This window comes from Methylobacterium sp. 174MFSha1.1, from assembly GCF_900116815.1.
Classification (GTDB): Bacteria; Pseudomonadota; Alphaproteobacteria; order Rhizobiales; family Beijerinckiaceae; genus Methylobacterium.
This window is the reverse complement of record NZ_FPCB01000004.1, coordinates 276227-298786: the sequence shown is the minus strand read 5'-3', so window position 1 is coordinate 298786 and position 22560 is coordinate 276227. Positions and strand designations below refer to the sequence as shown.

Here is a 22560-nt window from a genome sequence, read left to right as displayed (position 1 = left end):
CGCCCGCGTCGCCGACCACCCCGCCGGAGGGCCTCAGAGCGGGGCTTTTGCACGTTTGCGGTTCCGGTTTCGGTTCCGGTACCCCTGACAAGACCCCGCGAGGAGGGGGTCAATCGAGGGCTCTACAGAGGGGAAATTGTGGTGGGCCCGGTAGGACTCGAACCTACAACCAGACCGTTATGAGCGGTCGGCTCTAACCATTGAGCTACAGGCCCTCGGTCCTCGTCTCGATGTCTCTAAGCGCTTCGGCGGCAGAGACGGCGACGCAAGACCTGCCCGTAGGTACCTGGGGACCAGGGCGTCGGCAAGCCCCTTCGCCCATCCCCTTGGCAACCTCTTTGCGCAAGTCGGGGGGCACGGGGGCCGTCCGATCCGGGCTCTCGCCCCGGTCGAGGGATCAGCGCGCGGCCTGCTCCATGCCCGACGACGACGCGAATCCCATCGTGTCCTTCTCCGCATCTCCCATCGATGCGCCCACATTCATCACCGGGCGGCTGCCGACTCGGGCGGCGGCGGGCAGGGCGGCCTCGGGCTGGGCGCAGAACAGCCCGACCGTGTCCTTCTCCGGGTTGCCGGTGGCCGGGCCGACGCGCATCGGCAGGTACAGCGGACAGCGTGCCACCGCGGGGACCATGGAGCCGGCGATCAACAAGACCGCGAACGGCGCAGCGAGCAAGCGCATCTCTCCCTCCCGGGATCTCGATTATTGTCTGTCTGCCGAGAGACTGCTTGGTCTACGCGGCCGATCGGCCAGCATCTATCCGCCGATTCGAGTCCGGTCGCGTCCTCAGATTGAATGACATTGCTGTATTGACTGGAACGTCGAACGAAGATCCACGAGCATCGCCGTCCCGCTCCTGCCCGCACCGGCACGGGCCGGGACGCCGCGGCAGCCGAGTGGCATTTCATGCCGTCGCGCGCGAAACCGAAGGGGAATGTGCCGGCGGAGAGCCCGATCGCTCGATTGCGGGGCATGGCAAAAGCGGCAAAACTCCTTCAAGCCTCCTCCGAGCCTCCGCGCCGACGACGAACCAGACAGACCCCGATGAAGCTCGACAGGATCGACCTGAAAATCCTCTCCGAACTGCAGAAGAACGGCCGCATCACCAATGTCGAGCTCGCCGAGCGGGTGAACCTGTCGCCGAGCCCGTGCCTGATGCGGGTGAAGAAGCTGCAGAGCGAGGGCTACATCGCGAACTACTCGGCGCAGATCAACCTGTCGAAGCTCGGCCAGGCGCTGACCGTCTTCACCGAGGTGACGCTCAAGAACCATCGACAGGCCGATTTCGCCCGGTTCCTGGCCGCGATCGAGAAGATCGACTCGGTGATGGAGTGCCACCTGATCTCCGGCGGCTACGATTATCTGCTCAAGTTCGTCACCGTGGACGTCATCGAGTACCAGACGACGATGGAGCGGCTGCTCGATCTCGACATCGGCATCGAGCAGTATTTCAGCTTCGTCGTGCTGAAGTCGCCGATCGTGCGGTCGTACCTGCCGCTCGACACGATGTTCCGGCTCTGACGATCGCGCCCGGGACCCGGGCGCGGGACCCGTTACCGCTGCGCGAAGGCCCGGGTGAGCTCGGGATCCTGCGTCAGGCCGTCGAGCCAGCCGGTGCGCAGCTGCGGCACCGAGGAGAACAGCAGCCGCGAATAGGGTTGCGTCGGCTGGCCGCCATTCACGTCGGGGCGGAGCTGCTCGACCTTCTCGCCCTTGTACATCACCACCACCTCGTCGCAGACCGCCCGCACGGTCTCGATGTCGTGGCTGATGAACAGGTAGGACAGCGACAGTTCGCGCTGCAACTCCTTCAGGAGGTCGATGATCGCGGCGGCCACCACCGTGTCGAGGGCCGAGGTGATCTCGTCGCACAGGATCAGCCGGGCATCCGCCGCGAGCGCCCGGGCGAGGTTGATGCGCTGCTTCTGCCCGCCCGACAGCTCGCCGGGGCGGCGATGGCGTAAGGGGCGGGGCAGCCGCACCATGTCGAGGAGCTGCTCGATCCGTGCCTCACGCTCCCGCCCGCCCATGCCGTGATAGAAGGCGAGCGGCCGGGCCAGAATCTCGCCCACCGACTGGTGCGGGTTGAGCGCTGTGTCGGCGGACTGGAACACGATCTGCAGATCGCGAAGATCCTCGCGCCGGCGCTTGCGGAAGTCGGGTGCCAGGGTTCGGCCGTCGAGGCGGATCTCGCCCTTCGCCGCCGGCAGGATGCCGGCGATCACCCGGGCGAGCGTGGACTTGCCGCAGCCCGATTCGCCGACGATGCCGAGGTTGCGCCCCCGCGCCAGCGTCAGGTCGACGCCCTTGAGGATGCGAAGCGCCGGCAGGCCCTCTTCGTCGGGCTTGCCGTAGCCGGCCACCACGTTGCGCACCACGAGGAGCGGCGCCTCGTCCTGGTCGAGGGGGGTCGCGCGCGGTGCGGCGGCCGGGCGGAAGGCGGCCAGCAGCTCGCGGGTATAGGGGTGCTGCGGGCGCTCCAGGATGTCGGCGGTGCGCCCCTCCTCCCGGATCTCGCCGTGGCGCAGCACGATGATCCGGTCGGCGATCTGCGCCACCACCGCGAGGTCGTGCGAGACGTAGACGCCGGCGATGCCGCCCTTGCGCATCACCGACTTGAAGGCGCGCAGCACCTCGACCTGGGTGGTGACGTCCAAAGCCGTCGTCGGCTCGTCGAAGATCACGAGCTTGGGGTCGCCGATCAGCGCCATCGCGGCCGAGAGGCGCTGGAGCTGACCGCCGGAGACCTGGTGGGGGTAGCGGTCGCCGATCGTGTCGGGGTTCGGCAGCGCGAGCGCACGGAAGAGTTCGACTGCCTTGGCGCGGGCCTGCGCGATCGGCATCGTGCCGTGGATCCGCACGACCTCGACGACCTGGTCCATGATCGTGTGGGCGGGGTTGAAGGCGGCGGCCGCGCTCTGGGGCACGTAGGAGACGAGCGAGCCGCGCATCGCGGCGCGCCGGCTCTCGGGCAGCGCCCCCATCTCGACGCCGTCGAGGGTGACGGTGCCGCCGGTGACGCGGCAGCCGGGGCGGGTGTAGCCCATCAGGTCGAGGGCGATCGTGGTCTTGCCCGAGCCGCTCTCGCCGATCAGGGCGACGATCTCGCCCTCGTCGATGTCGAACGAGACGCCGCGGATGATCTCGACCGTGCGGCCCGCATCGGTGCGCGCCTCGATCCTCAGGTCGCGGACTTCGACGAGGCGGCTCATGCGTCTTCGCTCCGGTCGCGGATCTTCTGGGGCAGGTTGTCGATGAGCAGGTTCACGCTGATCGTCAGGCTGGCGATGGCGATGAGCGGGAAGATCACCGCCGGCGCGGCGAGGGACAGGCCGCCGATATTCTCCTTCACCAGCGCCCCCCAATCGGCGTTCGGCGGCTGCACGCCGAGGCCGAGGAACGACATGCTGGAGAGGAGCAGCACGATGAAGACGAAGCGCAGGCCGAGATCGGCCAGGACCGGGCCGACGATGCCCGGCAGGATCTCGGCGCGGATCAGGTAGCCGAGCCGCTCGCCGCGCACCCGCGCCACGGTGACGTAATCCATCGCGTTGACGTTGACGGCGAGCGCCCGGGCGAAGCGGTACGAGCCGGGGATGTAGATGACGGCGAGCGTCAGGATCAGGACCGGGATCGAGGAGCCGACCGCCGCCACCAGCACGAGGGCCAGGATCTTGCTCGGGATCGAGATCAGCGCGTCGAGGAAGCGGCTGAGCGCGGAATCGAAGAACCCGCCGACCACCGCCGCCGCCATGCCGAGGGTGACCCCGCAGAAGCAGGCGATCGCGACCGCGGCCAGCGAGATCCCCACCGTGTAGCGGGCGCCGAACAGGATGCGCGAGAGCACGTCGCGGCCGAGATAGTCGGTCCCCATCGGGTAGGCGCCCGAGACCGGTTGGAAGAAGTCGAAATCGACGATCTCGCCGACCGGGTGGGGGGCGATCAGGGGCGCGATTACCGCGACGATCGCCCAGGCGAGGATGACCAGGAAGGCGACCGCGCCGACCGGACTGATCCGGTAGCCGAGGCGCCAGCGGCGCGCCGGCCGGGTGCTGGACAGGGAGACGCTCATGCGTGGCGCAGCCTCGGGTTGGAGACGATGGTGACGATGTCGGCGACCGTGATCAGCAGCAGGTAGGCGAGGCAGAACACCATCGCGCAGCCCTGGATCAGCGGCAGGTCGCGGGTCGACACCGCGTCGAGCATCAGCTTGGCGATGCCCGGATAGTTGAAGATCGTCTCGACGATGATCACGCCGCCGAGGAGATAGGACAGGGACAGCGCCACCGCGTTGACGATCGGCCCGAGCGCATTCGGCAGGGCGTGGTGCAGCACCATGCGGCGGCGCGAGGCGCCCTTGAGCAAAGCCATCTCGACGTAGGGCGTGTTCAGGGTCTCGATCACCGCGGCCCGCGTCATGCGGATCATCTGCGCCGAGACGACGAAGCTCAGCGTCAGCACCGGCATCGCGTAGGCCTTGAGCAGGCCCGCGAGCGTCGTGACGTCGCCGGTCATCGACAGGGCCGGCAGCCAGCCGAGATACACCGCGAAGACGATCACCGAGAGGGTCGCGACCATGAATTCCGGCACGGAGATCACCGCGATGGTGAAGACCGCGACGACCCGGTCGACGAGCGTGCCGCGCAGGATGGCGGCGGTGACGCCGAGGGTCAGCGCGACCGGCACCGAGATCGCCGCGGTCACGCCCGCGAGCTTGAGCGAGTTCGCGAGGCGGCCGGCGATCTGCTCGGCGACCGGGAGGCCGTTGACGTAGGACACGCCGAGATCGCCGGTCGCGAGGTTCTTCAGCCAGATCAGGAAGCGCAGGGCGGCGGGCTGGTCGAGATGCATGGCGGTCCGCAGGCCCTTCACCGCCTCCGGCGTCGCCGCCTGGCCGAGCAGGATCTGCACCACATCCCCCGGCAGGAGCGCGGTCGCGAAGAAGATGACCACGGCGACGATCAGCAGCGTCACCACCGTGACCACCACGCGGCCCGCGATCATGCGGAGGATGAGAGTGTTCATGGGCGCTCCCGCGCTGGCCGCGACGACGAGGGCGGTCCCGGGAGCGGCGGACCGCCCCGGGACCCGTGGGGTGTCAGGCCCCGAACCAGGCGTACTCGGCGAGGCCGTAGGCCATCATGCCGCCGAGCGGGTTCGCCACCAGCCCCTTCAGCTTGGGCGAGACGCCGTCGAGGTTCGACTGGAAGGCCGGGATGATGGTGCCGGCCTCGTTGGCGACCATCGCCTGCATCTCGCCGTAGATCTGCTTGCGCTTGGGCATGTCGAGGGCGCCTCTCGCCTCGAGCAGCATCGCGTCGAACTTCTCCGACTTGAAGCGGCTCTCGTTCCACGGCGCGGCCGACTGGTAGAACTGCGAGAAGATGATGTCCGGGGTCGGGCGGGCGTTGATGTTGCCGAAGCCGACCGCGTCCTTGAGCCAGTGGTTCGACCAGTAGCCGTCCGAGGGGACGCGGTCGATGACGAGGTTCAGCCCGATCTTGCCGCCCGCCTGCTGCAGCACGGCGGCGTAGTCGGCCGAGCTGCTGGCCGCGTCCGAGGCGACCATGCGGATTTCCGGGCCGAGCATGCCGGCCTTCTGGAACAGGGACTTCGCCCGCTCCGGATCGAACTCGCGCTGCTTGAACTCGGCGTTGAAGTACGGGCTCCACGGCGGGACCGGCTGGTCGTTGGCGATCTCGGCGAGGCCGCGCAACACCGACTTCTGGATCACCTGGCGGTTGATCAGGTACTTGAAGCCCTCGACCACCCCGGCCTTGTCGCCCGGCGCGAGATCGAGGCGGATGTTGAGGTTGGTATAGGTGCCGAGCTTGCTGATGAACGGGGCGATCGCCGGGTTGCCCTCGATGATCCGCAGCGAGCGCGGGTTGAGGTTGGCGCCGACATGGATGTCGCCCGACAGGACCGCGTTGAGGCGCGCCGACTCGTCCGAAATCGCGAAATACTCGAAGGTGTCGAAGTAGGGACCCGACGACTTCCAGTAATTGGTGTTGCGGGCGACGATCGAGCGGACGCCCGGCTTGAACTCCTTGAGCACGAACGGCCCGGTGCCGTTGCCCTTGGTGAAGTCCGTGGTGCCGTCGGCCACGATCATGAAGTGGTGCAAGGCGAGGATCGTCGGCAGGTCGGCATTGGCGGCCGTCAGCGTGATCGTCGCCGTCAGGTCGTCGGCGGCGGTGACATCGGCGAACTGCTTGGCGATGGTGGCGACCTTCGAGCCGGTGGCGGGATCGAGGTGGCGCTTCAGCGAGTAGACCACGTCCTTCGCGGTCAGGCTCTTGCCGTCGTGGAAGGTCACGCCCTTGCGTAAACGGACGGTCCAGGTCTTGGCGTCGGCGCTCTCGACGCTGTCGGCCAGTTCCATCGTCAGCTGGCCGGCGCCGTTGATGTAGGTCAGCCGGTTGTAGAGGGCGCAAGCGCGGGTGTAGTCGGTGGCGTTGGAGGCCTTGGCCGGGTCGAGCGTGTCGGCGGTGGAGGCCGAGAAGCCCGCGATCTTGAGGTGGCCGCCCTTGACCGGCTCGGCGGCGAGCGCCGCGCCGGCGCGGCCGAGGATCGCGGTGCCGGCCGAGAGGGCCACGCCGCCCGCCAACAGCATCCTGAGCAGTTCGCGCCGGTCGGCGCCGCGCCGGATGGCGGTCTCGATCATCGCGTCGTCACCGGGAGTCCAGTTGGCCATCCTGTCGCTCATCGCAAGTCTCCTGGTGCGACGGTGATCCGTCGTCGGCTGAGAAGTCGGGACGCTCTTCGCGTCGATGCGGGCCACGTCCCGCGACGACGGTGATGACGAGGGCGCGGGCGGAACCTGTCGCCCGGGAGCCCTGGCAAGAGCCCGGGACGCGGGCGACATCCGGTCTCGCGGGCCGTGACGTTCCTGTCGTGCCGCTTCCGCGCCCGGGGCGGGAGGGCTGTCCGACGCCGCCGGCGATCCGGGCGGCGGCGGGTGAAATTCCGCGGATGGCGCAACGTCCGTGCCATCCGATCCCGTCCGGCGCCCTCACCCTCCGGAGGATCGGGGCCCGGCCCGGCTCTCAATGACAGCAGTGTGGCGGATCCGCCTCGCGATTTGCACCGAAACGACGGAGGGGGACGGCACAAAATTCCGAATCTTCGGTCCCGGCAAAATTTATGCAGTGGGCCGCCGCGCGGCGCTCCGGCGGCAACCCGGCATGTTCGTCTCTGTTACAGCTTGAGCGGTGCGGGGCGTCGTGCAGTCGAAGGCGAGATGACGTCATTTTGTCGGCAGAAGAGGGAGGCCGTGAGGCCCTGCATCGACTGGCGTGAGCGCCGGATCGGGGACGACCGCGTCCGGCCGGCGGCGTTCCTCTACGGATCCCGGGCGGCGCCATTTGTGGAGTGCGGCGAGTGGGGGAGGTCCGGTCGCGTCGGAATGGCGGGCCGGGCGGACCGACGGTCCCGGCGGCGTGCCGGCGATGCCGGTGGCCCGCCGCGATGCGCAACAATCTGCTGCGGTCGGGATCCCTGTGCTGAGCTGGTCACTGGCTGCCGGGGAAAGGCTGTCGGGGAAAGAAAGGGCGCGGACATTCCCCCCTCCCCGACAGATCCCGGGCTTGCCCGGGCTCTGCAAGACACGGACGAAGTCGGGCAGGCCCGACTTCTCGCGCAGGGTTGTCCGGGGAAAATCCGTTTTAGAATCAAGCGCGGGATCCCCTCTCCCGTGTGGGAGAGGGGTAGGGGCGAGGGTGCTACGCTTCAGTGTGAAATGCCGAACGTTGAGCTGCCAGCACCACGGCACAGCTTTACACTGAAGCGTGTCACCCTCACCCCCTGCCCCTCTCCCACACCTTGCAGCGATACCGGGCAAGCCCGGCATCGCCTGGAGAGGGGAGACGCGCCACTTCTTTTCCCCGGACAGCCCCGCCGCCCGCGGGGGAGGAGAAACCCGCGCATTTTCCTTTGCCCAACGCCTTGCAGTCACCGAAAGCGCCCGCCCACCAGACACGAAAAAGGCGGCCTCCCGGCCGCCTCACCCATTCCCGACGATGTCGTTGAGTCAGTCCACGCTCACTCGTAGACGCAGACGTAGATCTTGCGCACCGTCTCGATCGTGCGCCAGATGCCGACGAAGCCGGGCTTCATCACGAAGCTGTCGCCGGCCCGGTAGGTCCGGGTCTCGCCGCCCGTCTCCTCGATCTCGACCAGGCCGGAGAGGATGTGGCAGAACTCGAAGGTGGTGCCCTTGATCGAGTGGGTCTCGCCCGGGGTCGCCTCCCAGATGCCGGTCTTGATCATCCCGTCGCGGGTGTCGTCCTGCGCCCAGGTCTTGAAGGCCGGCGAGCCCGAGATCAGGCGCTCGGGCAGCGGCAGGGCCTCCTTGGGGGGAAAGCGCGGATCGGTGTCGAGGGTGACGAGAAGGCTCATGCCGGTCTCCTGGGCTTGTAGGGTGTCGGGATCCGCGGCCGCGCCGGTCGCCGGCGGCAGGCGGATCGACGGGGTAAGGCCGGCGGCGCAGGGCCGGCCTCCCCTTGGACCGGCCCGACCTTAACGGCGGGAACCCGGGGCTCCTGCCGTAAACCGGGGGGCTTCGGTCGAAAATTCCGAAGACCGCCCGATCTCCAGCGGAATTGTCGGCGCGGTCCGGGTCATTGTGTGGCGAGCGGTGGCGCCATGACGGTGCGGTGCGGGCCTCGGGCCCGACGTCTCACCCGCGCGGCGCCGGCCGGCAAGGAGAGGATGTGGTGACGACGCCCCCCAACACGATGCGGCTGAAGTCCTTCGAACTCGCCACGCAGGACATCGCCACCGTCGACGTGGACGCGCTCCACGGCCTGTCCCTCGGGGTCGAGTGGCCGCATCGTCCCGGCGACTGGGAGGCCCTGCGCGCCCTCGGGCACGGCGTCGCCGCCATCGACGAGATCGGCCGCGTCTTCGGCTCGGCGATGTGGTTTCCCCACGGCGAGGAGTGCGCGACGATCGGCATGGTCATCACCTCGCCGCGGCTCCAGACCCATGGCGGCGGGCGCTGGATGATGGAGCGCATCCTCCGGCAATGCGGCGAGCGCCGGCTGATCCTGAACTCGACCCGCGCCGCCTACCGCCTCTACGTCTCGCTCGGCTTCGAGCCGCAGGCCACCGTCTACCAGTGCCAGGGCCAGGCGACGCCGGCGGCCGCGCCCCCGCCCGGCCTCGCCGACGCGGTCGAGGTGCTCGCGCCGGCCGATCTCGACGAGGTCGCGGCCCTCGACGCGGCGGGCTTCGGTGCCGGACGCCCCCGGCTGATGGCGCAGCTCGCCCGGACCGCCGAGATCCGCGGCCTGCGGCGCGACGGGCGCCTGGTCGGCTACGGCATGCGCCGGGCGTTCGGGCGCGGCACGGTCATCGGCCCGGTCGTGGCGGAGAGCGAGGAGGAGGCCGCTTCGCTGGTCGCCAGCCTGCTCGCCGGCCTCGACGGCCAGTTCGTCCGCCTCGACACCCGGCAGGAGACGGGACCGTTGCGCAGCTACCTGGAGGCGGCGGGCCTGCGCCTGTTCGACACGGTGCGGACGCTGACCCGCGGCGCCCCGCTGCCTCTCGTCGAGGCCGGGCGCCCCGGCGTCTACGGTCTGGCGGCGCACGCCCTGAGCTAGAACACACGACCCACACACCTCGACGTCCGGCGCAAGGCTTGGACCGCCCTCCCCGACGGGCGGAAGGCCGCGTCGCGCGCCCCATCGACCGGGACATACCTGCCATGGACACCGCAACCCTCCCGGACCGCCGGATCACGGCCGACGCGATCGCCCTGGTGCCGTTCGCGCCCGTGCACCTGCCCGGCGCGCTCGCGCTGTCGCGGGAGATGTCCTGGCCCTACCGGCTCGAGGATTGGGACTTCGCCCTGCGGGTCGGCCGCGGCTTCGCGCTGGAGCGCGCCGGTGCGGTGATCGGCACGGCGGCCTGGTTCCCCGACGAGGCGGACCACGCCACGATCGGCATGATCATCGTTGCGGGCGCGGCCCAGGGACGGGGCTACGGGACGCGGCTGGTGGAGGCGCTGCTCGGCGCGGCCGGACCTCGGACCCTGCTCCTCAACTCGACCGCCGAGGGGCGCGCGCTCTACGCGCGCTACGGTTTTCAGCCGGTCGGCACCGTCCGGCAGCACCAGGGCCCGTACCGGCACAGCACCGCGGCCGCGCCGGATCCGGGCCTGCGGGCGATCACGCCGGACGACCTCGGGGCGATCGCAGCTTTCGACCGGGCGGCGACCGGCTTCGCGCGGCGCCCGCTGCTGGAGCGCCTGCTCGCTTCCGGCGAGGGCCAGGTGCTCCTGCACGACGGTGCGCCCGCGGCTTACGCGATCACCCGGCCCTTCGGCCGCGGCCACGTGATCGGCCCGGTCGTCGCCGGCAGCCCTGACGAGGCGCGCCGCCTGATCGCGGCGTCGCTCGCCTGCCTCGACGGCCGGTTCGTGCGGATCGACGTGCCGGAGGGGTCCGGGCTCTCGCCGTGGCTCACCGGGATCGGGCTGCCGCAGGTCGGCGACGCCCTCACGATGGTGCGCGGCGCTCTCCCGCCGGCCGGGCCGGCGCGCCTCTTCGCCCTTGCCAACCAGTCCTTCCATTAGCGCGACGCGCCTCGCCGTCGCCCCCGAACTCGAACCGCCCGGTGCCGCTATGAAGCTCACATCCTATTGGCTGGACACGTCGAACCCGTTCACGGGCGGTGCCACGGGGCCGGTCGAGGGCTCTTGCGACGTCGCGGTGATCGGCGGCGGCCTGACCGGATCCTCCGCCGCCCTGGCGCTCGCCAAGAAGGGCGCCCGCGTCGTCCTGCTGGAGGCTGACGTGATCGGCGGCGCCGCGTCGGGCCGCAACGGCGGCATGTGCAACAACGGCTTCGCGCAGGACTACGCCACCCTCTCTGGCAAGCTCGGCCAGGAGGCCGCCAACACGCTCTACCGCGCCTTCGATGCCGGGGTCGACACGGTCGAGCGGCTGGTGCGGGAGGAAGGGATCGATTGCAGCTTCGCTCGCGTCGGCAAGATCAAGCTCGCGGCGAAGCCCGAGCACTACGACAAGCTGGCGCGCAGCCAGGAGCTGCTCGCCGCGACCGTCGATCCCGACACCGCGATGGTGAGCCGCGCCGACCTCCCCGCCGAGATCGGGTCGCAGCGCTATTACGGCGGCCTGATCTACCGCAAGAGCGCCGCGCTGCATGTCGGCCGCTTCGTCCGGGGACTCGCCGAGGCCGCCGCCCGCCGCGGCGTCGCGGTCCACGAGCGCACGCCGATGACGAGCCTGAAGGCCGCACCGGGCGGCGGCCACCTCGTCGGCACGCCCAGGGGCACGGTGCGGGCGAAGCAGGTGCTGCTGGCCAGCGGCATCTCGCAGGCCGGGCCGCTCGGCTGGGTGCGCCGGCGCATCGTGCCGGTCGGCGCCTTCCTGATCGCCACCGAGCCGCTGCCACTGGCGATGCTCGATCGGATGACGCCGCGCCGCCGCAACGCCACCGACACCAAGAACCTCGTCAACTATTTCCGCACCACGCCGGACAACCGGCTGCTCTTCGGCGGCCGCGCCCGCTTCGCGGTCTCGAACCCGGCCTCGGACGAGAAGAGCGGCGAGATCCTGCGCGCCGCGCTGCACGACGTCTTCCCCGAGCTGAAGGACGTGCGGATCGACTATTGCTGGGGCGGCATGGTCGACATGACCCGCGACCGCCTCCCCCGCGCCGGCGAGCGCGACGGCATCTACTACTCGATGGGCTACAGCGGCCACGGCACCCAGATGTCGACGCTGATGGGCACCATCATGGCCGAGGTGATGGACGGGCGCGCCGAGCTGAATCCCTGGGGCGGCTTCGCCTGGCCGGCAATTCCGGGCCATTTCGGCCCGCCCTGGTTCCTGCCGGTGATCGGCGCCTATTACCGCCTCAAGGACCGTTTCCAATGACCGATCCCCTTCGGCACCTGATGCAGGCTGGATTTCTCGGCCGCTTCTACAGCGACGGGGCGTGGCGCGAGCCGGCGGGCACGGAGCGCGCCGGCGTCGTCGACCCGGCGAGCGAGACGGTGATCGCCGAGATCGCGCTCTGCGATCGTGACGACGTCGCGCACGCCGTCGCCGCGGCGAGGCGCGCCTTCCCGGCCTGGTCGCGCATGCCGGCCTCCGAGCGCGCCGCGCTCCTCGACCGCGTCCACGGGCTGGTGATGGAGCGGCTGGAGCTGTTCGCCCAGGCGCTGAGCGCCGAGATGGGCGCCCCGATCTCCTACGCGCGCCAGGCGCAGGTGCCGCTCGCCGCCGCCCATCTGCGGGTCGCCCGCAACCTGCTGGCGACCTATCCCTTCCTGTCGCAGCGCGGCACTACCGCCATCGCCCGCGAGGCGATCGGGGTGTGCGCGCTCATCACGCCGTGGAACTGGCCGCTCTACCAGATCACCGCCAAGGTCGGCCCGGCTCTGGCGGCGGGCTGCACGGTGGTGCTGAAGCCGAGCGAGCTGTCTCCCTTGAGCGCGCTCCTCTTCGCCGAGGTGATGCACGAGGCCGGATGCCCGGCGGGCGTGTTCAACCTCGTCAACGGCACCGGCCCGGTGGTCGGCGAGGCGCTGGCGACCCACCCCGAGGTCGACATGGTCTCGATCACCGGCTCGACCCGGGCCGGCGTGCTGGTGGCGCAGGCCGCGGCGCCCACGGTCAAGCGCGTGGCGCAGGAGCTCGGCGGCAAGTCGCCCAACGTCGTCCTTCCGGACGCCGATCTCGCCCGCTGCATTCCCCACGGCGTCGCCGCGGCGATGCGCAACCTCGGCCAATCGTGCAGCGCGCCGACCCGGATGCTGGTGCCCCGCGCCCGCCTCGCCGAGGTCGAGGCCCTGGCGCGGCAAGCCGTGTCCGCCTTCGTGGTCGGCGATCCGCGGCGCGAGGCGACGACCCACGGCGCCATCGCCAACCGGCCGCAGTACGACCGGATCCAGCAGATGATCCGGATCGGTATTGAGGAGGGCGCCAAGCTCGTCGCCGGCGGCCCCGGGCGGCCGGACGGCCTCACGACCGGCCTCTTCGCCCGCCCGACCGTGTTCTCCGATGTGCGCCGCGACATGGCGATCGCGCAAGAAGAGATCTTCGGGCCGGTCCTGGCGATCCTGCCCTACGACAGCGTCGAGGAAGCGGTCGAGATCGCCAACGACACGATCTACGGGCTCGGCGCCCACGTCCAGGGCGCCGACCTGGAACAGGTGCGGGCGGTGGCCGGGCAGATCCGCGCCGGCCAGGTCCACCTCAACGCGCCGGACTGGGACCCGGCCGCGCCGTTCGGCGGCTACAAGCGCTCGGGCAACGGCCGCGAATACGGCCGCGAGGGCCTGGAAGAGTACCTGGAGACCAAGGCGATCCTCGGGTTCTACCGGTAGCCCGGACGGGGTCGTGGTCCGGGAGGATCACGGCCTGCGCCAGGTCCGGCACCGTGTCGGACCTTCGGCACCAGTTGCTCGTGAGCCGCCCCCTTTCCCGGATCTCCTTTCACTTCGTTTCATTCGTCCGGGAAAGGGGCCGGGCTGACGTCGATTTGTACGGCGTGATTTCCTGCTGACGTCGAATGTCATGGCGTTCGCCGAGGCCGAGCCAACCTATTTACGACGCCGAGCGGTGCAATTTCAGAAACGATCGTTTTCCATCGTTTCTGTTTCCAGCCAGAAACGCCGCAGACATACTCCCTCCATCGAAACGGCGCCGCACCGGCCGCCCCCGATGGAGACGACCATGACGAAGCCCTATACCCGCCTCGACCTCGACCAGGCCGTCGTCCTGCTCGTCGATCACCAGGCCGGCCTGATGTCGCTGGTGCGCGACCTCGACCCCGACCGCTTCCGGAGCAACGTGCTGGCGGTGGCCGACCTCGCCGCCTACTTCAAGCTGCCGACCATCCTCACCACCAGCTTCGAGGAGGGCCCGAACGGCCCGATCATGCCGGAGCTGAAGGCCAAGTTCCCGGACGCGCCGTTCATCGCCCGGCCCGGCCAGATCAACGCCTGGGACAACCCCGATTTCGTCGCCGCCGTGAAGGCGACCGGCCGCAAGCAGCTGATCATCGCCGGCGTCGTCACCGAGGTCTGCGTCGCCTTCGTCGCCCTGTCGGCCATCGCGGAGGGCTACGAGGTGTTCGCCGTCACCGACGCCTCCGGCACCTTCAACCCGGTGGTGCGCGACGGGGCCTGGAACCGGATGTCGGCGGCGGGCGTGCAGCTGGTGAACTGGTTCGCGGTCGCCTGCGAATTGCACCGCGACTGGCGCCGGGACGTCGAGGGGCTGGCGACGCTGCTCGGCGACCACATCCCGGACTATCGCAACCTGATGACGAGCTACGCCGCCCTCCGGGGCACGATCCCGAACGCGAATCCCGGGGCCTGAGCCACACCATGACGGTGTGGGACCTTCGTGAGAGATAAAGCCTCGTGCGCCGGTCCGCCCTCCCCTACGAGGGCGGACCGGCATCGGTCACGGGCTCTCCGGCATGGCGAAGATCGTCGCTCTCCACTACTTCGCGGTCGTCACCCGCTGCACGTCGCTGCGCGACGCCGCCACCCAGCTCGACATCCATCCGAACGTCCTGGCGCGGCACATCTCGCAGCTCGAATACTACATGGACGCGCCGCTCCTGGAGCGCAGTCCCCTCGGCATCCGCCTGACCGCGGCGGGCGAGCTGCTCGCCGCCAAGCTCGACCGGACGATCAACGAGCTCGACCACGTCGTCCGCCTGATCGACGACCTGAAGGGCCTGCGCGGCGGCCTCGTCGGCGTCCACGCCGCCGAGGGCATCGCCTCGGCGATCCTCGTGCCGGTGCTGGCCGCCTTCGCGGCCCGCCACCCGCATGTCCGCGCCCGGCTGCGCACCGGAACTGCGAAGGACGCGGTGCGGGCGATCGAGGACGCGTCCTGCGACCTCGCCCTCACCTTCTTCGCCCCGGCCTCCGACGCGATCGCGGTGGTCAAGCGGGTGCGGCTGCCGCAATTCATCATCGCACCCCCGGACCACCCGGTGACGCGGGAGGGCGGCGCCGTTCCGGCTGCGCTCGCGCGCTATCGCTGGGTGCTGCCGGGCCCGGATTTCGGCGTGCGCACCTATCTCGACCGGGCGGCGGCGGAGGCCGGGTGCCGGATCGTGCCGACCTTCGAGGCCGCCTCCCTCGACCTCCAGCGCACGCTCATCGTGGAGGCCGGCGCCCTGGGGGTGCTGCCCCGCGCCACCGTGGCCGACGGTATCGCCGCCGGCACGATGGTGGCGGTGCCCTTCCCCGACACGATGCCGGTCGAGACCTCCCTCGACCTCTGCGTCCCGGCCGACCGCCAGCCGAGCTTCGCCGCCGAGCGCCTGCGTCGCGACCTGGACGCCGCACTGCTCCAAGTCAGCGCCTGACCAACCGGGGAGTGCCACGAAAAACGGTGCACGCCTCGCACGATTTCGTCGTAGTCAGCCCGCCCGCCCTCCCGCATCCTGCGACGGTCCGCGGCAGTTCGGACCATGGGCCGGCCTGCTCATGGGACAACCTGCGCGGCGGCGCGTCTGCTGTCCCCGATATTTGCGTCGAGCTTGCGTTTTCAGATCGATCTGTCGTTCCCAGCATCAATCGGCAAGCTGGTCTGTCGATTGCATGCCCGGTCGCCGCGGGCAGCCTCGCCCGCCCCCTGACGGCAGCGCCGCCCTCGGCGCGCCTTGCGAGGAGACACACTTGATGGCGTTTCGTCGGTCCGTTCTCGGCCTCGTCGCCGCAACCGCGGCCCTGCTCGCCCCCGGAGTCGCGCCGGCGCAGACGCTCAAGGCGGTGATGCATTCGGACGTCAAGATCGTCGACCCGATCTGGACCACCGCCTACATCGTCCGCAACCACGGCTACATGATCTACGACACCCTGTTCGCGCTCGACGGACAGGGCGAGGTCAAGCCGCAGATGGTGGACACCTACACGGTGTCGCCCGACAACCTGACCTACGCGTTCACCTTGCGCGACGGCCTCAAGTGGCACGACGGCAAGCCGGTGACGGCGGAGGATTGCGTCGCCTCGATCAAGCGCTGGGCGGCCCGCGATTCGCTGGGCCAGAAGCTGATGACCTTCGTCGAGGGCATGAGCGCCGACGACGCGAAAAGCTTCACCGTCAAGCTGAAGTCGCCGACCGGGCTCCTGCTGTTCGGCCTCGCCAAGCCGTCCTCGAACGTGCCGTTCATGATGCCGAAGCGGGTCGCCGAGACCGACCCGAACCAGCAGATCTCGGACTTCACCGGCTCCGGCCCCTTCGTGATGAAGACCGACGAGTGGAAGCCCGGCGACAAGATCGTCTACACCAAGTTCAAGGACTACAAGCCGCGCTCCGAACCCGCCTCGGGCCTCGCCGGCGGCAAGGTGGTCAAGGTCGACCGGGTCGAGTGGCTGGCGATCTCGGACCAGCAGCAGGCGGTGAACGCCCTGCTCGCCGGGGAGATCGACCTGATCGAGCAGCCGGCCTACGACCTGATCCCGCTGCTCAAGGGCGATTCCGGCGTCCAGCTCGTCGACTACAATCCGCTGGGCCTTCAATACGCGATGCGGCCGAACCACCTGATCAAGCCCTTCGACAACCCGAAGGTGCGCCAGGCCCTGACCTTCGCCCTCAACCAGACCGACTTCCTCCAGGCGGTGGTGGGCGATCCCGACTACTACAAGACCTGCAAGGCCCTGTTCGTCTGCGGCTCGCCGCTCGCCACCGAGAAGGGGATGGACGGGCTGCTCGAATCGAACTTCGCCAAGTCGAAGCAGCTCCTGAAGGAGGCGAATTACGACGGCACGCCGATCGTCCTCCTGCACTCGACCGACCTGCAGACCCTGACCAATCTCGGTCCCGTGGCCAAGCAGCTGCTCGAGAAGGGCGGCTTCAAGGTCGATATGCAGTCGTCCGACTGGCAGACCGTGGTGGCGCGCCGGGTGCGCAAGGATCCGGCCGACAAGGGCGGCTGGAACCTGATGAACACGTCCTGGGTCTCGGCCGACATCCTGAACCCGGTGATGGCGAGCTTCATGAACATGAGCTGCGAGAAGGCTCCGTTCGGCTGGCCCTGCGACGCGGAGATGGAGAAACTGCGCGACGACTTCGCCCGCGAGGTCGATCCGGCCAAGCAGAAGGCGATCGCCGAGGCCGTGCAGCTGCGCTGGCGCGAGGTCGTGCCGTACGTCCATCTCGGCCAGTTCTACATTCCGATCGCCGCGCGGAAAAACATCTCCGGCATCCTGACCGCCGCGGCGCCGGTGTTCTGGAACGTCGAGAAGAAGAAATAAGCCGATGCTCGGCTACGTGCTGCGGCGACTGCTTGCCGCCATCCCGGTGCTGGCGATCGTCGCGGTGCTGGTCTTCCTGATGCTGCGGCTCACGCCCGGCGACCCGGCGGCGGTGATCGCCGGGGACAACGCCTCGAGCGAGCAGATCGCGCAGGTGCGCCACCAGCTCGGCCTCGACCAGCCGCTGCCGGCGCAGTTCGCGATCTGGATCGGCAACCTCCTCCAGGGCAATCTCGGCGAGTCGTTCTTCTTCAAGAAGAGCATCGGCGAGCTGATCCTCGGGCGGATCGAGCCGACCCTGTCGCTCGCCGCCGCCACGATGCTGATCGCGGTCTGCGTCGCGATCCCGCTCGGGGTCGTGGCGGCCTACCGGCACGGGTCCTGGCTCGACCGGATCGTGATGGGCGCGTCCGTCCTCGGCTTCTCGGTGCCGGTCTTCGTGATCGGCTACCTTCTCATCTACGTCTTCTCGATCACGCTGGGCTGGTTCCCGGTCCAGGGCTATCAGCCGCTCTCGGGTGGGCTCGGCGGCTACCTGCACCGGCTGGTCCTGCCGGCGCTGACCCTCTCGGTCGTCTACATCGCGCTCATCGCCCGCATGACCCGGGCGAGCGTGCTGGAGGTGCTGAACGAGGATTACATCCGCACCGCCCGGGCCAAGGGCCAGGTCGAGCGCAAGATCCTCTTCCGCCACGCGCTCAAGAACGCCGCGGTGCCGATCGTCACCGTCGTCGGCATCGGCATCGCGCTCCTCATCGGCGGCGTGGTGGTGACCGAGAGCGTGTTCGCCATCCCCGGCCTCGGCCGCCTGACCGTCGACGCGGTGCTCGCCCGCGACTACCCGACGATCCAGGCGCTGATTCTGATGTTCTCGGGCGTCTACGTCCTCATCAACCTCCTGATCGACCTGACCTACAGCCTGTTCGACCCGAGGATCCGCCATTGAGGGGCCTGTCATGAGTGCCGAGCCGACCCTGCTGGCGCCCTCGGCCGCGCTCCCGCCGCCCGGCCGGTCGCTCGCCGCGCGCCTCCTGCGCAACCCGGTCGTGGCGCTGGGCGCCGGCTTCCTGCTGCTGATGGCGCTGATCGGGGCCTTCGCCCCGTTCCTCGGCACCCTCGATCCGACGGCGATCAACCCGGCGACCCGCAACCGCCCGCCGGGCTTCGAGCGCACGATCCGGGCCGACGACGGCACGACCGGCACCTTCCGCCACCGGATGGGCACCGACAGCCTCGGGCGCGACGTCTACAGCCGCGTGCTCTACGGCGCCCGGGTCTCGCTCCTGATCGCCGTCTCGGTGGCGGTGATCTCGCTCGCCGTCGGCCTCCTGCTCGGGCTGGTGGCCGGGTACATCCGCCCCCTCGACGGGCCGATCATGCGGCTGATGGACGGGCTGATGGCGATCCCCGGCATCCTGCTCGCCATCGCGGTCGTCTCGCTGTTCCGGGCCGGACTGCCGGCGGTCATCGCGGCGATCGTGGTGCCGGAGATCCCCCGGGTGGTGCGGCTGGTGCGCTCGATCGTGCTCTCGGTGCGGGAGGAACCCTATGTCGAGGCCGCGATCATGGCCGGCACCCGCCTGCCGCTCTTGATGGCGCGCCACATCCTGCCGAACACGATCGCGCCGCTGATCGTGCAGGGCACCTTCATCGCCGCCTCGGCGATCCTGGTCGAGGCGGTGCTCTCCTTCCTCGGCATCGGCATCCCGCCGGAGACGCCGAGCTGGGGCAACATCATGGCGGAGGGCCGCAACCTGTTCCGGGTCTATCCGCACAACATCCTGTATCCGGGGATCTTCCTCGGCCTGACGGTGCTCGCCGTGAACATGCTGGGCGACGGCCTGCGCGACACCCTCGATCCGAAGATGACCGGCCGATGACCGCGCCGACGAGCGAAGCGCCCTCCCCCGTCCTCGAGGTCGAGGACCTCGCCATCGCGCTGCCCGGCGGCGGCGACCGGCTGCGCGCCGTCGACGGCGTCTCCTTCACGGTCGCCCCCGGCGAGATCGTCTGCGTCGTCGGCGAATCGGGCTCGGGCAAGTCGGTCACCGCCTTCTCGGTGATGGGGTTGCTGGCCCGGGTCCTGAAGCCCGTCGCCGGGGCGATCCGGCTCCTCGGCGAGGACGTGCTGACGGCGAGCCCGCAGCGCCTGCGGGCCCTGCGCGGCGACCGGATGGCGATGATCTTCCAGGAGCCGATGACCGCGCTGAACCCGGTGCTCACCGTCGGCGACCAGATCGAGGAGGTGCTGCGCATCCACACCGACCTCGGCCCTTCGGCGCGCCGCGCCAAGGTGCTGGCGATGCTGGAGGCGATGCACCTGCCCGATCCGGAGCGGATGCACGCCTCCTATCCGCACCAGCTCTCCGGCGGGCAGCGCCAGCGGGTGATGATCGCCGCCGCCCTCATCCTCGATCCCGCCCTCCTCATCGCCGACGAGCCGACGACGGCGCTCGACGTCACGACGCAGGCGCAGATCCTGCGGCTGATCCGCGAGATGCAGGAGCGCCGCGGCACCGGCGTCCTGTTCATCACCCACGATTTCGGCGTGGTGGCGGAAATCGCCGACCGGGTGGTGGTGATGCAGCGCGGCCGCATCGTCGAGCAGGGGCCGGCGGCGCAGGTGCTGGGCAGCCCGCAAGCCGCCTACACGAAGATGCTGATCGCCGCGGTGCCGACGATGACGCCAGCCCACAGGCCCCCGGTGACGGGGGCGCTGGCGCTCGAGACCGCCGCCCTCGCCAAGACCTATCGCAGCGGCGGCCTGTTCAAGAAGACCCGCGAGGTCCACGCCGCCGCCGACGTGGCGCTTCGCATCCACCGCGGCGAGACCGTCGGCATCGTCGGCGAATCGGGCTCGGGCAAGTCCACGGTCGCGCGCTGCATCGCCCGGCTGATCGCCCCGAGCGGCGGGCAGATCATGGTCGGCGACCGCGACATCGCCCGCCTGCCCGAGCGCCGCTTGAGGCCGTTGCGGCAGAAGATCCAGGTGGTGTTCCAGGACCCGTTCCGCTCCCTCAACCCGCGCCGGACGGTCGGCGCCTCGATCGTCGAGGGGCCGGTGAATTTCGGTGCCACGCCGGAGGCCGCGACCGCCCGGGCCCGCGAGCTGATGGGCCTTGTCGGGCTCGACCCTGCGGCCCTCGTCCGCTACCCGCACCAGTTCTCCGGCGGCCAGCGCCAGCGCATCGCCCTTGCCCGGGCCCTCGCGATGGAGCCCGAGATCCTGATCGCCGACGAGGCGGTCTCGGCCCTCGACGTCTCGGTGCAGCGCCAGGTGCTGGCCCTCCTCGACGACGTGCAAAGGCGCTTCGACCTCGCGATCCTGTTCATCACCCACGATCTGCGGGTTGCGGCGCAGATCTGCGACCGGCTGATCGTGATGCAGAGGGGCCGGATCGTCGAGGAGGGCCCGACCGGGGAGGTCTTCGCCCGGCCGATGGCTGCCTATACCCGGGCGCTGATCGAGGCGGCGCCGGGGCGGGAGTTCGGGCGTGGGGCGGAGCATGTTCAGGCGGCGTCCGCCTGATGTCACCGAGTAAAGATCGAGCGCGGGATCCCCTCTCCCGTGCGGGAGAGGGGTAGGGGTGAGGGTGACACGCTTCAGTGTAAAACGCCGAGCTTGGTGCTGACAGCTGAACAATCAGAGTTTTATTCGTCACCGTCTCCACCCTCACCCCTAACCCCTCTCCCACACGGGAGAGGGGAACGCGCTCTGTCTTGATACGACAACTGTGATGAGAACAGGATTACACCAATGACCCTCGCCATGACGTGGGAGGAATGGGCCCAGCACGATGCCTGCGCGCTCGCCGCGCGGGTGCGCGCCGGGGAGGTGAGTGCGGCCGAGCTCGCCGCGCAGGCCGCCGCCGGCGTGGCGCTGACGAACCCGGCGACGAGCGCCGTGGTCGAGCTGTTCGACGACGCGATCGCGGACCCGGCCCGGGACGGCACCAACCTCGACGGCGCCTTCGCCGGCGTGCCGTTCCTGATGAAAGATCTCGGGCCGACCCTCAAAGGGCGGCTGCAGGAGATGGGCTCGCTCCTGATGCGCGGCAACCGCGCGGCGAGCGACAGCCACCTCACGGCCAGGATGCGCCAGGCCGGCCTCAACCTCGTCGGCCGCACCACCACGCCGGAATTCGGCGTGTGCAGCTCGGCCGAGAATCCGGCGGTCTACGTCACCCGCAACCCGTGGAACCTCGACTTCACCACCTGCGGCTCCTCGGCGGGATCTGCCGCCGCGGTGGCGGCGGGCGTGGTGCCGATGGCGCACGCCACCGACGGGGGCGGCTCGATCCGCATCCCGGCCGGGGTGAACGGCAATCTCGGGCTGAAAGTCTCCCGCGGCGTGTTCTCGATCGCGCCCTACGGCTCGGACCTCACCAGCGTCGTGTCGATCCAGGGCTGTCAGTCGCGCAGCGTGCGCGATACTGCGACCTTCGTCGATCTCTGCCGCGGCGGGGCGCCGGGCGAGTTCATGCCGTACTGGACGGCGCCGGAGCCCTACGCGACACTGATCGAGCGCGATCCCGGCCGCCTGCGCATCGCGCTGTCGCACGAATGGGGCGATTACCGCGCGGTGCCCCAGCACGTCGCCGAGCTGGAGCGGATCGGCCGCTTCCTCGAGGGCCTGGGCCACCACGTCGAGTGGGCGCTGCCGGCGGTCGACATCCGGGCCGCCTTCGCGGCCCAGACCACCTGCTACATCACCAACTTCGCCCAGACCATCAACGCGCTCATCGCCGCCAAGGGTCTGGAGCGTCCGCCGGAGGACCTGATCGAGCCGATGAACATCCGGATCTGGGAGGCCGGGCGCCACGCGACCTATGCCGAGCGGACCGCGATGCAGGCGGTGTTCAACACCACCGCCCGGGGCTTCGGCGCCTTCTTCGAGGAGTGGGACATCATCCTGACGCCGATCACCGCGAAGCCGACGCCGCGCGTCGGCACGACCGAGTACCTGACGATCAGCGACAATCCGTCGGTCTACGACTGGTTCGAGAACCTGTGGCGCAACTTCGCCTATACGCCGCTCGCCAACCTGTGCGGCATCCCGGCTCTCTCGATGCCGCTGGCCTGGAACGAGCACGGCCTGCCGCTCGGCATCCAGGCCCAGGCGGCCCAGGGCCAGGACGGACTGCTGCTCCAGCTTGCCGCGCAGGTGGAGCGGGCGATCGAGGGGCAGTGGAACGACGGGCGGCGGCCGGGAGTGCATGTGACGGCGAAGGCGTGAGCGACGCCACGTCGGACTGAACTTCAGCAGTTCTGACACCCGTCATCGTCATCCCGGGGCCGCGACAGC

The 22560-nt window shown here is 69.8% G+C and carries 18 protein-coding genes and 1 tRNA gene; 12 read left to right on the top strand and 7 right to left on the bottom strand.

Annotation, left to right across the window (positions count from 1 at the left end; translation table 11 throughout):
* Positions 1-139: 139 nt before the first annotated feature.
* Both BM430_RS01320 and BM430_RS01315 read right to left on the bottom strand, forming a co-directional pair.
* Positions 140-215: transfer RNA gene (locus tag BM430_RS01320), tRNA-Ile, on the bottom strand.
* Positions 216-397: 182 nt separating this feature from the next.
* Positions 398-682, bottom strand: coding sequence for a hypothetical protein (locus BM430_RS01315; RefSeq protein ID WP_093564529.1), 285 nt, complete (start codon positions 680-682; stop codon positions 398-400).
* A gap of 363 nt (positions 683-1045) precedes the next feature.
* Here BM430_RS01315 and BM430_RS01310 point away from each other — a divergent pair, with 363 nt between their 5' ends.
* Positions 1046-1522 carry an Lrp/AsnC family transcriptional regulator gene (locus tag BM430_RS01310; RefSeq protein ID WP_093564527.1) on the top strand — a complete coding sequence of 159 codons (477 nt, stop codon included), beginning with the start codon at positions 1046-1048 and terminating at the stop codon, positions 1520-1522.
* A gap of 32 nt (positions 1523-1554) precedes the next feature.
* Here the strand turns inward: BM430_RS01310 and BM430_RS01305 are convergent, their stop codons facing one another.
* The 5 genes from BM430_RS01305 to BM430_RS01285 form a co-directional block, all read right to left on the bottom strand.
* Complete coding sequence (locus BM430_RS01305; protein ID WP_093564525.1) at positions 1555-3213, bottom strand: ABC transporter ATP-binding protein; 1659 nt, start codon at positions 3211-3213, stop codon at positions 1555-1557.
* Positions 3210-4073, bottom strand: a complete 864-nt coding sequence (locus BM430_RS01300) for an ABC transporter permease (RefSeq protein ID WP_093564523.1) — start codon at positions 4071-4073, stop codon at positions 3210-3212. The genes BM430_RS01305 and BM430_RS01300 overlap by 4 nt, the downstream gene beginning before the upstream one ends.
* Entirely contained in the window at positions 4070-5026 is a 957-nt protein-coding gene (locus BM430_RS01295) for an ABC transporter permease (protein WP_093564521.1), read from the bottom strand. Before BM430_RS01295 ends, BM430_RS01300 begins: the two co-directional genes overlap by 4 nt.
* A gap of 73 nt (positions 5027-5099) precedes the next feature.
* Positions 5100-6710: an ABC transporter substrate-binding protein gene (locus BM430_RS01290; protein ID WP_093564519.1), complete on the bottom strand. Its 1611-nt coding sequence runs from the start codon at positions 6708-6710 to the stop codon at positions 5100-5102.
* Between the two features lie 1334 nt (positions 6711-8044).
* Positions 8045-8401 (bottom strand): cupin domain-containing protein, encoded by a 357-nt coding sequence (locus BM430_RS01285; RefSeq protein WP_093564517.1) that lies wholly within the window; start codon positions 8399-8401, stop codon positions 8045-8047.
* Between the two features lie 317 nt (positions 8402-8718).
* Here BM430_RS01285 and BM430_RS01280 point away from each other — a divergent pair, with 317 nt between their 5' ends.
* The 11 genes from BM430_RS01280 to BM430_RS01230 all read left to right on the top strand — a co-directional run bounded on the left by BM430_RS01280 (position 8719) and on the right by BM430_RS01230 (position 22491).
* Positions 8719-9606 carry a GNAT family N-acetyltransferase gene (locus BM430_RS01280; protein WP_348273068.1) on the top strand — a complete coding sequence of 296 codons (888 nt, stop codon included), beginning with the start codon at positions 8719-8721 and terminating at the stop codon, positions 9604-9606.
* A 104-nt stretch (positions 9607-9710) separates the two neighbouring features.
* Positions 9711-10580, top strand: a complete 870-nt coding sequence (locus BM430_RS01275; protein WP_093564513.1) for a GNAT family N-acetyltransferase — start codon at positions 9711-9713, stop codon at positions 10578-10580.
* Positions 10581-10629: 49 nt separating this feature from the next.
* Positions 10630-11907 carry an NAD(P)/FAD-dependent oxidoreductase gene (locus tag BM430_RS01270; protein WP_093564511.1) on the top strand — a complete coding sequence of 426 codons (1278 nt, stop codon included), beginning with the start codon at positions 10630-10632 and terminating at the stop codon, positions 11905-11907.
* A complete protein-coding gene (locus BM430_RS01265; protein WP_093564509.1) occupies positions 11904-13361 on the top strand; it encodes an aldehyde dehydrogenase family protein in 1458 nt (485 codons plus the stop codon). The genes BM430_RS01270 and BM430_RS01265 overlap by 4 nt, the downstream gene beginning before the upstream one ends.
* A gap of 349 nt (positions 13362-13710) precedes the next feature.
* Positions 13711-14358: an isochorismate family cysteine hydrolase YcaC gene (ycaC, locus tag BM430_RS01260; protein ID WP_093564746.1), complete on the top strand. Its 648-nt coding sequence runs from the start codon at positions 13711-13713 to the stop codon at positions 14356-14358.
* Between the two features lie 103 nt (positions 14359-14461).
* Positions 14462-15364 carry a LysR family transcriptional regulator gene (locus BM430_RS01255; RefSeq protein WP_093564507.1) on the top strand — a complete coding sequence of 301 codons (903 nt, stop codon included), beginning with the start codon at positions 14462-14464 and terminating at the stop codon, positions 15362-15364.
* Positions 15365-15680: 316 nt separating this feature from the next.
* On the top strand, positions 15681-17255 hold the full coding sequence (locus tag BM430_RS01250; RefSeq protein WP_093564505.1) for an ABC transporter substrate-binding protein: 1575 nt from the start codon (positions 15681-15683) through the stop codon (positions 17253-17255).
* Positions 17256-17259: 4 nt separating this feature from the next.
* A complete protein-coding gene (locus BM430_RS01245; protein WP_093564503.1) occupies positions 17260-18201 on the top strand; it encodes an ABC transporter permease in 942 nt (313 codons plus the stop codon).
* Positions 18202-18211: 10 nt separating this feature from the next.
* Complete coding sequence (locus BM430_RS01240) at positions 18212-19135, top strand: ABC transporter permease (RefSeq protein ID WP_093564501.1); 924 nt, start codon at positions 18212-18214, stop codon at positions 19133-19135.
* Positions 19132-20784, top strand: a complete 1653-nt coding sequence (locus tag BM430_RS01235) for an ABC transporter ATP-binding protein (protein ID WP_093564499.1) — start codon at positions 19132-19134, stop codon at positions 20782-20784. Before BM430_RS01240 ends, BM430_RS01235 begins: the two co-directional genes overlap by 4 nt.
* Positions 20785-21012: 228 nt before the next feature.
* Positions 21013-22491: an amidase gene (locus tag BM430_RS01230; protein ID WP_093564497.1), complete on the top strand. Its 1479-nt coding sequence runs from the start codon at positions 21013-21015 to the stop codon at positions 22489-22491.
* The last annotated feature ends 69 nt before the right edge of the window (positions 22492-22560 follow it).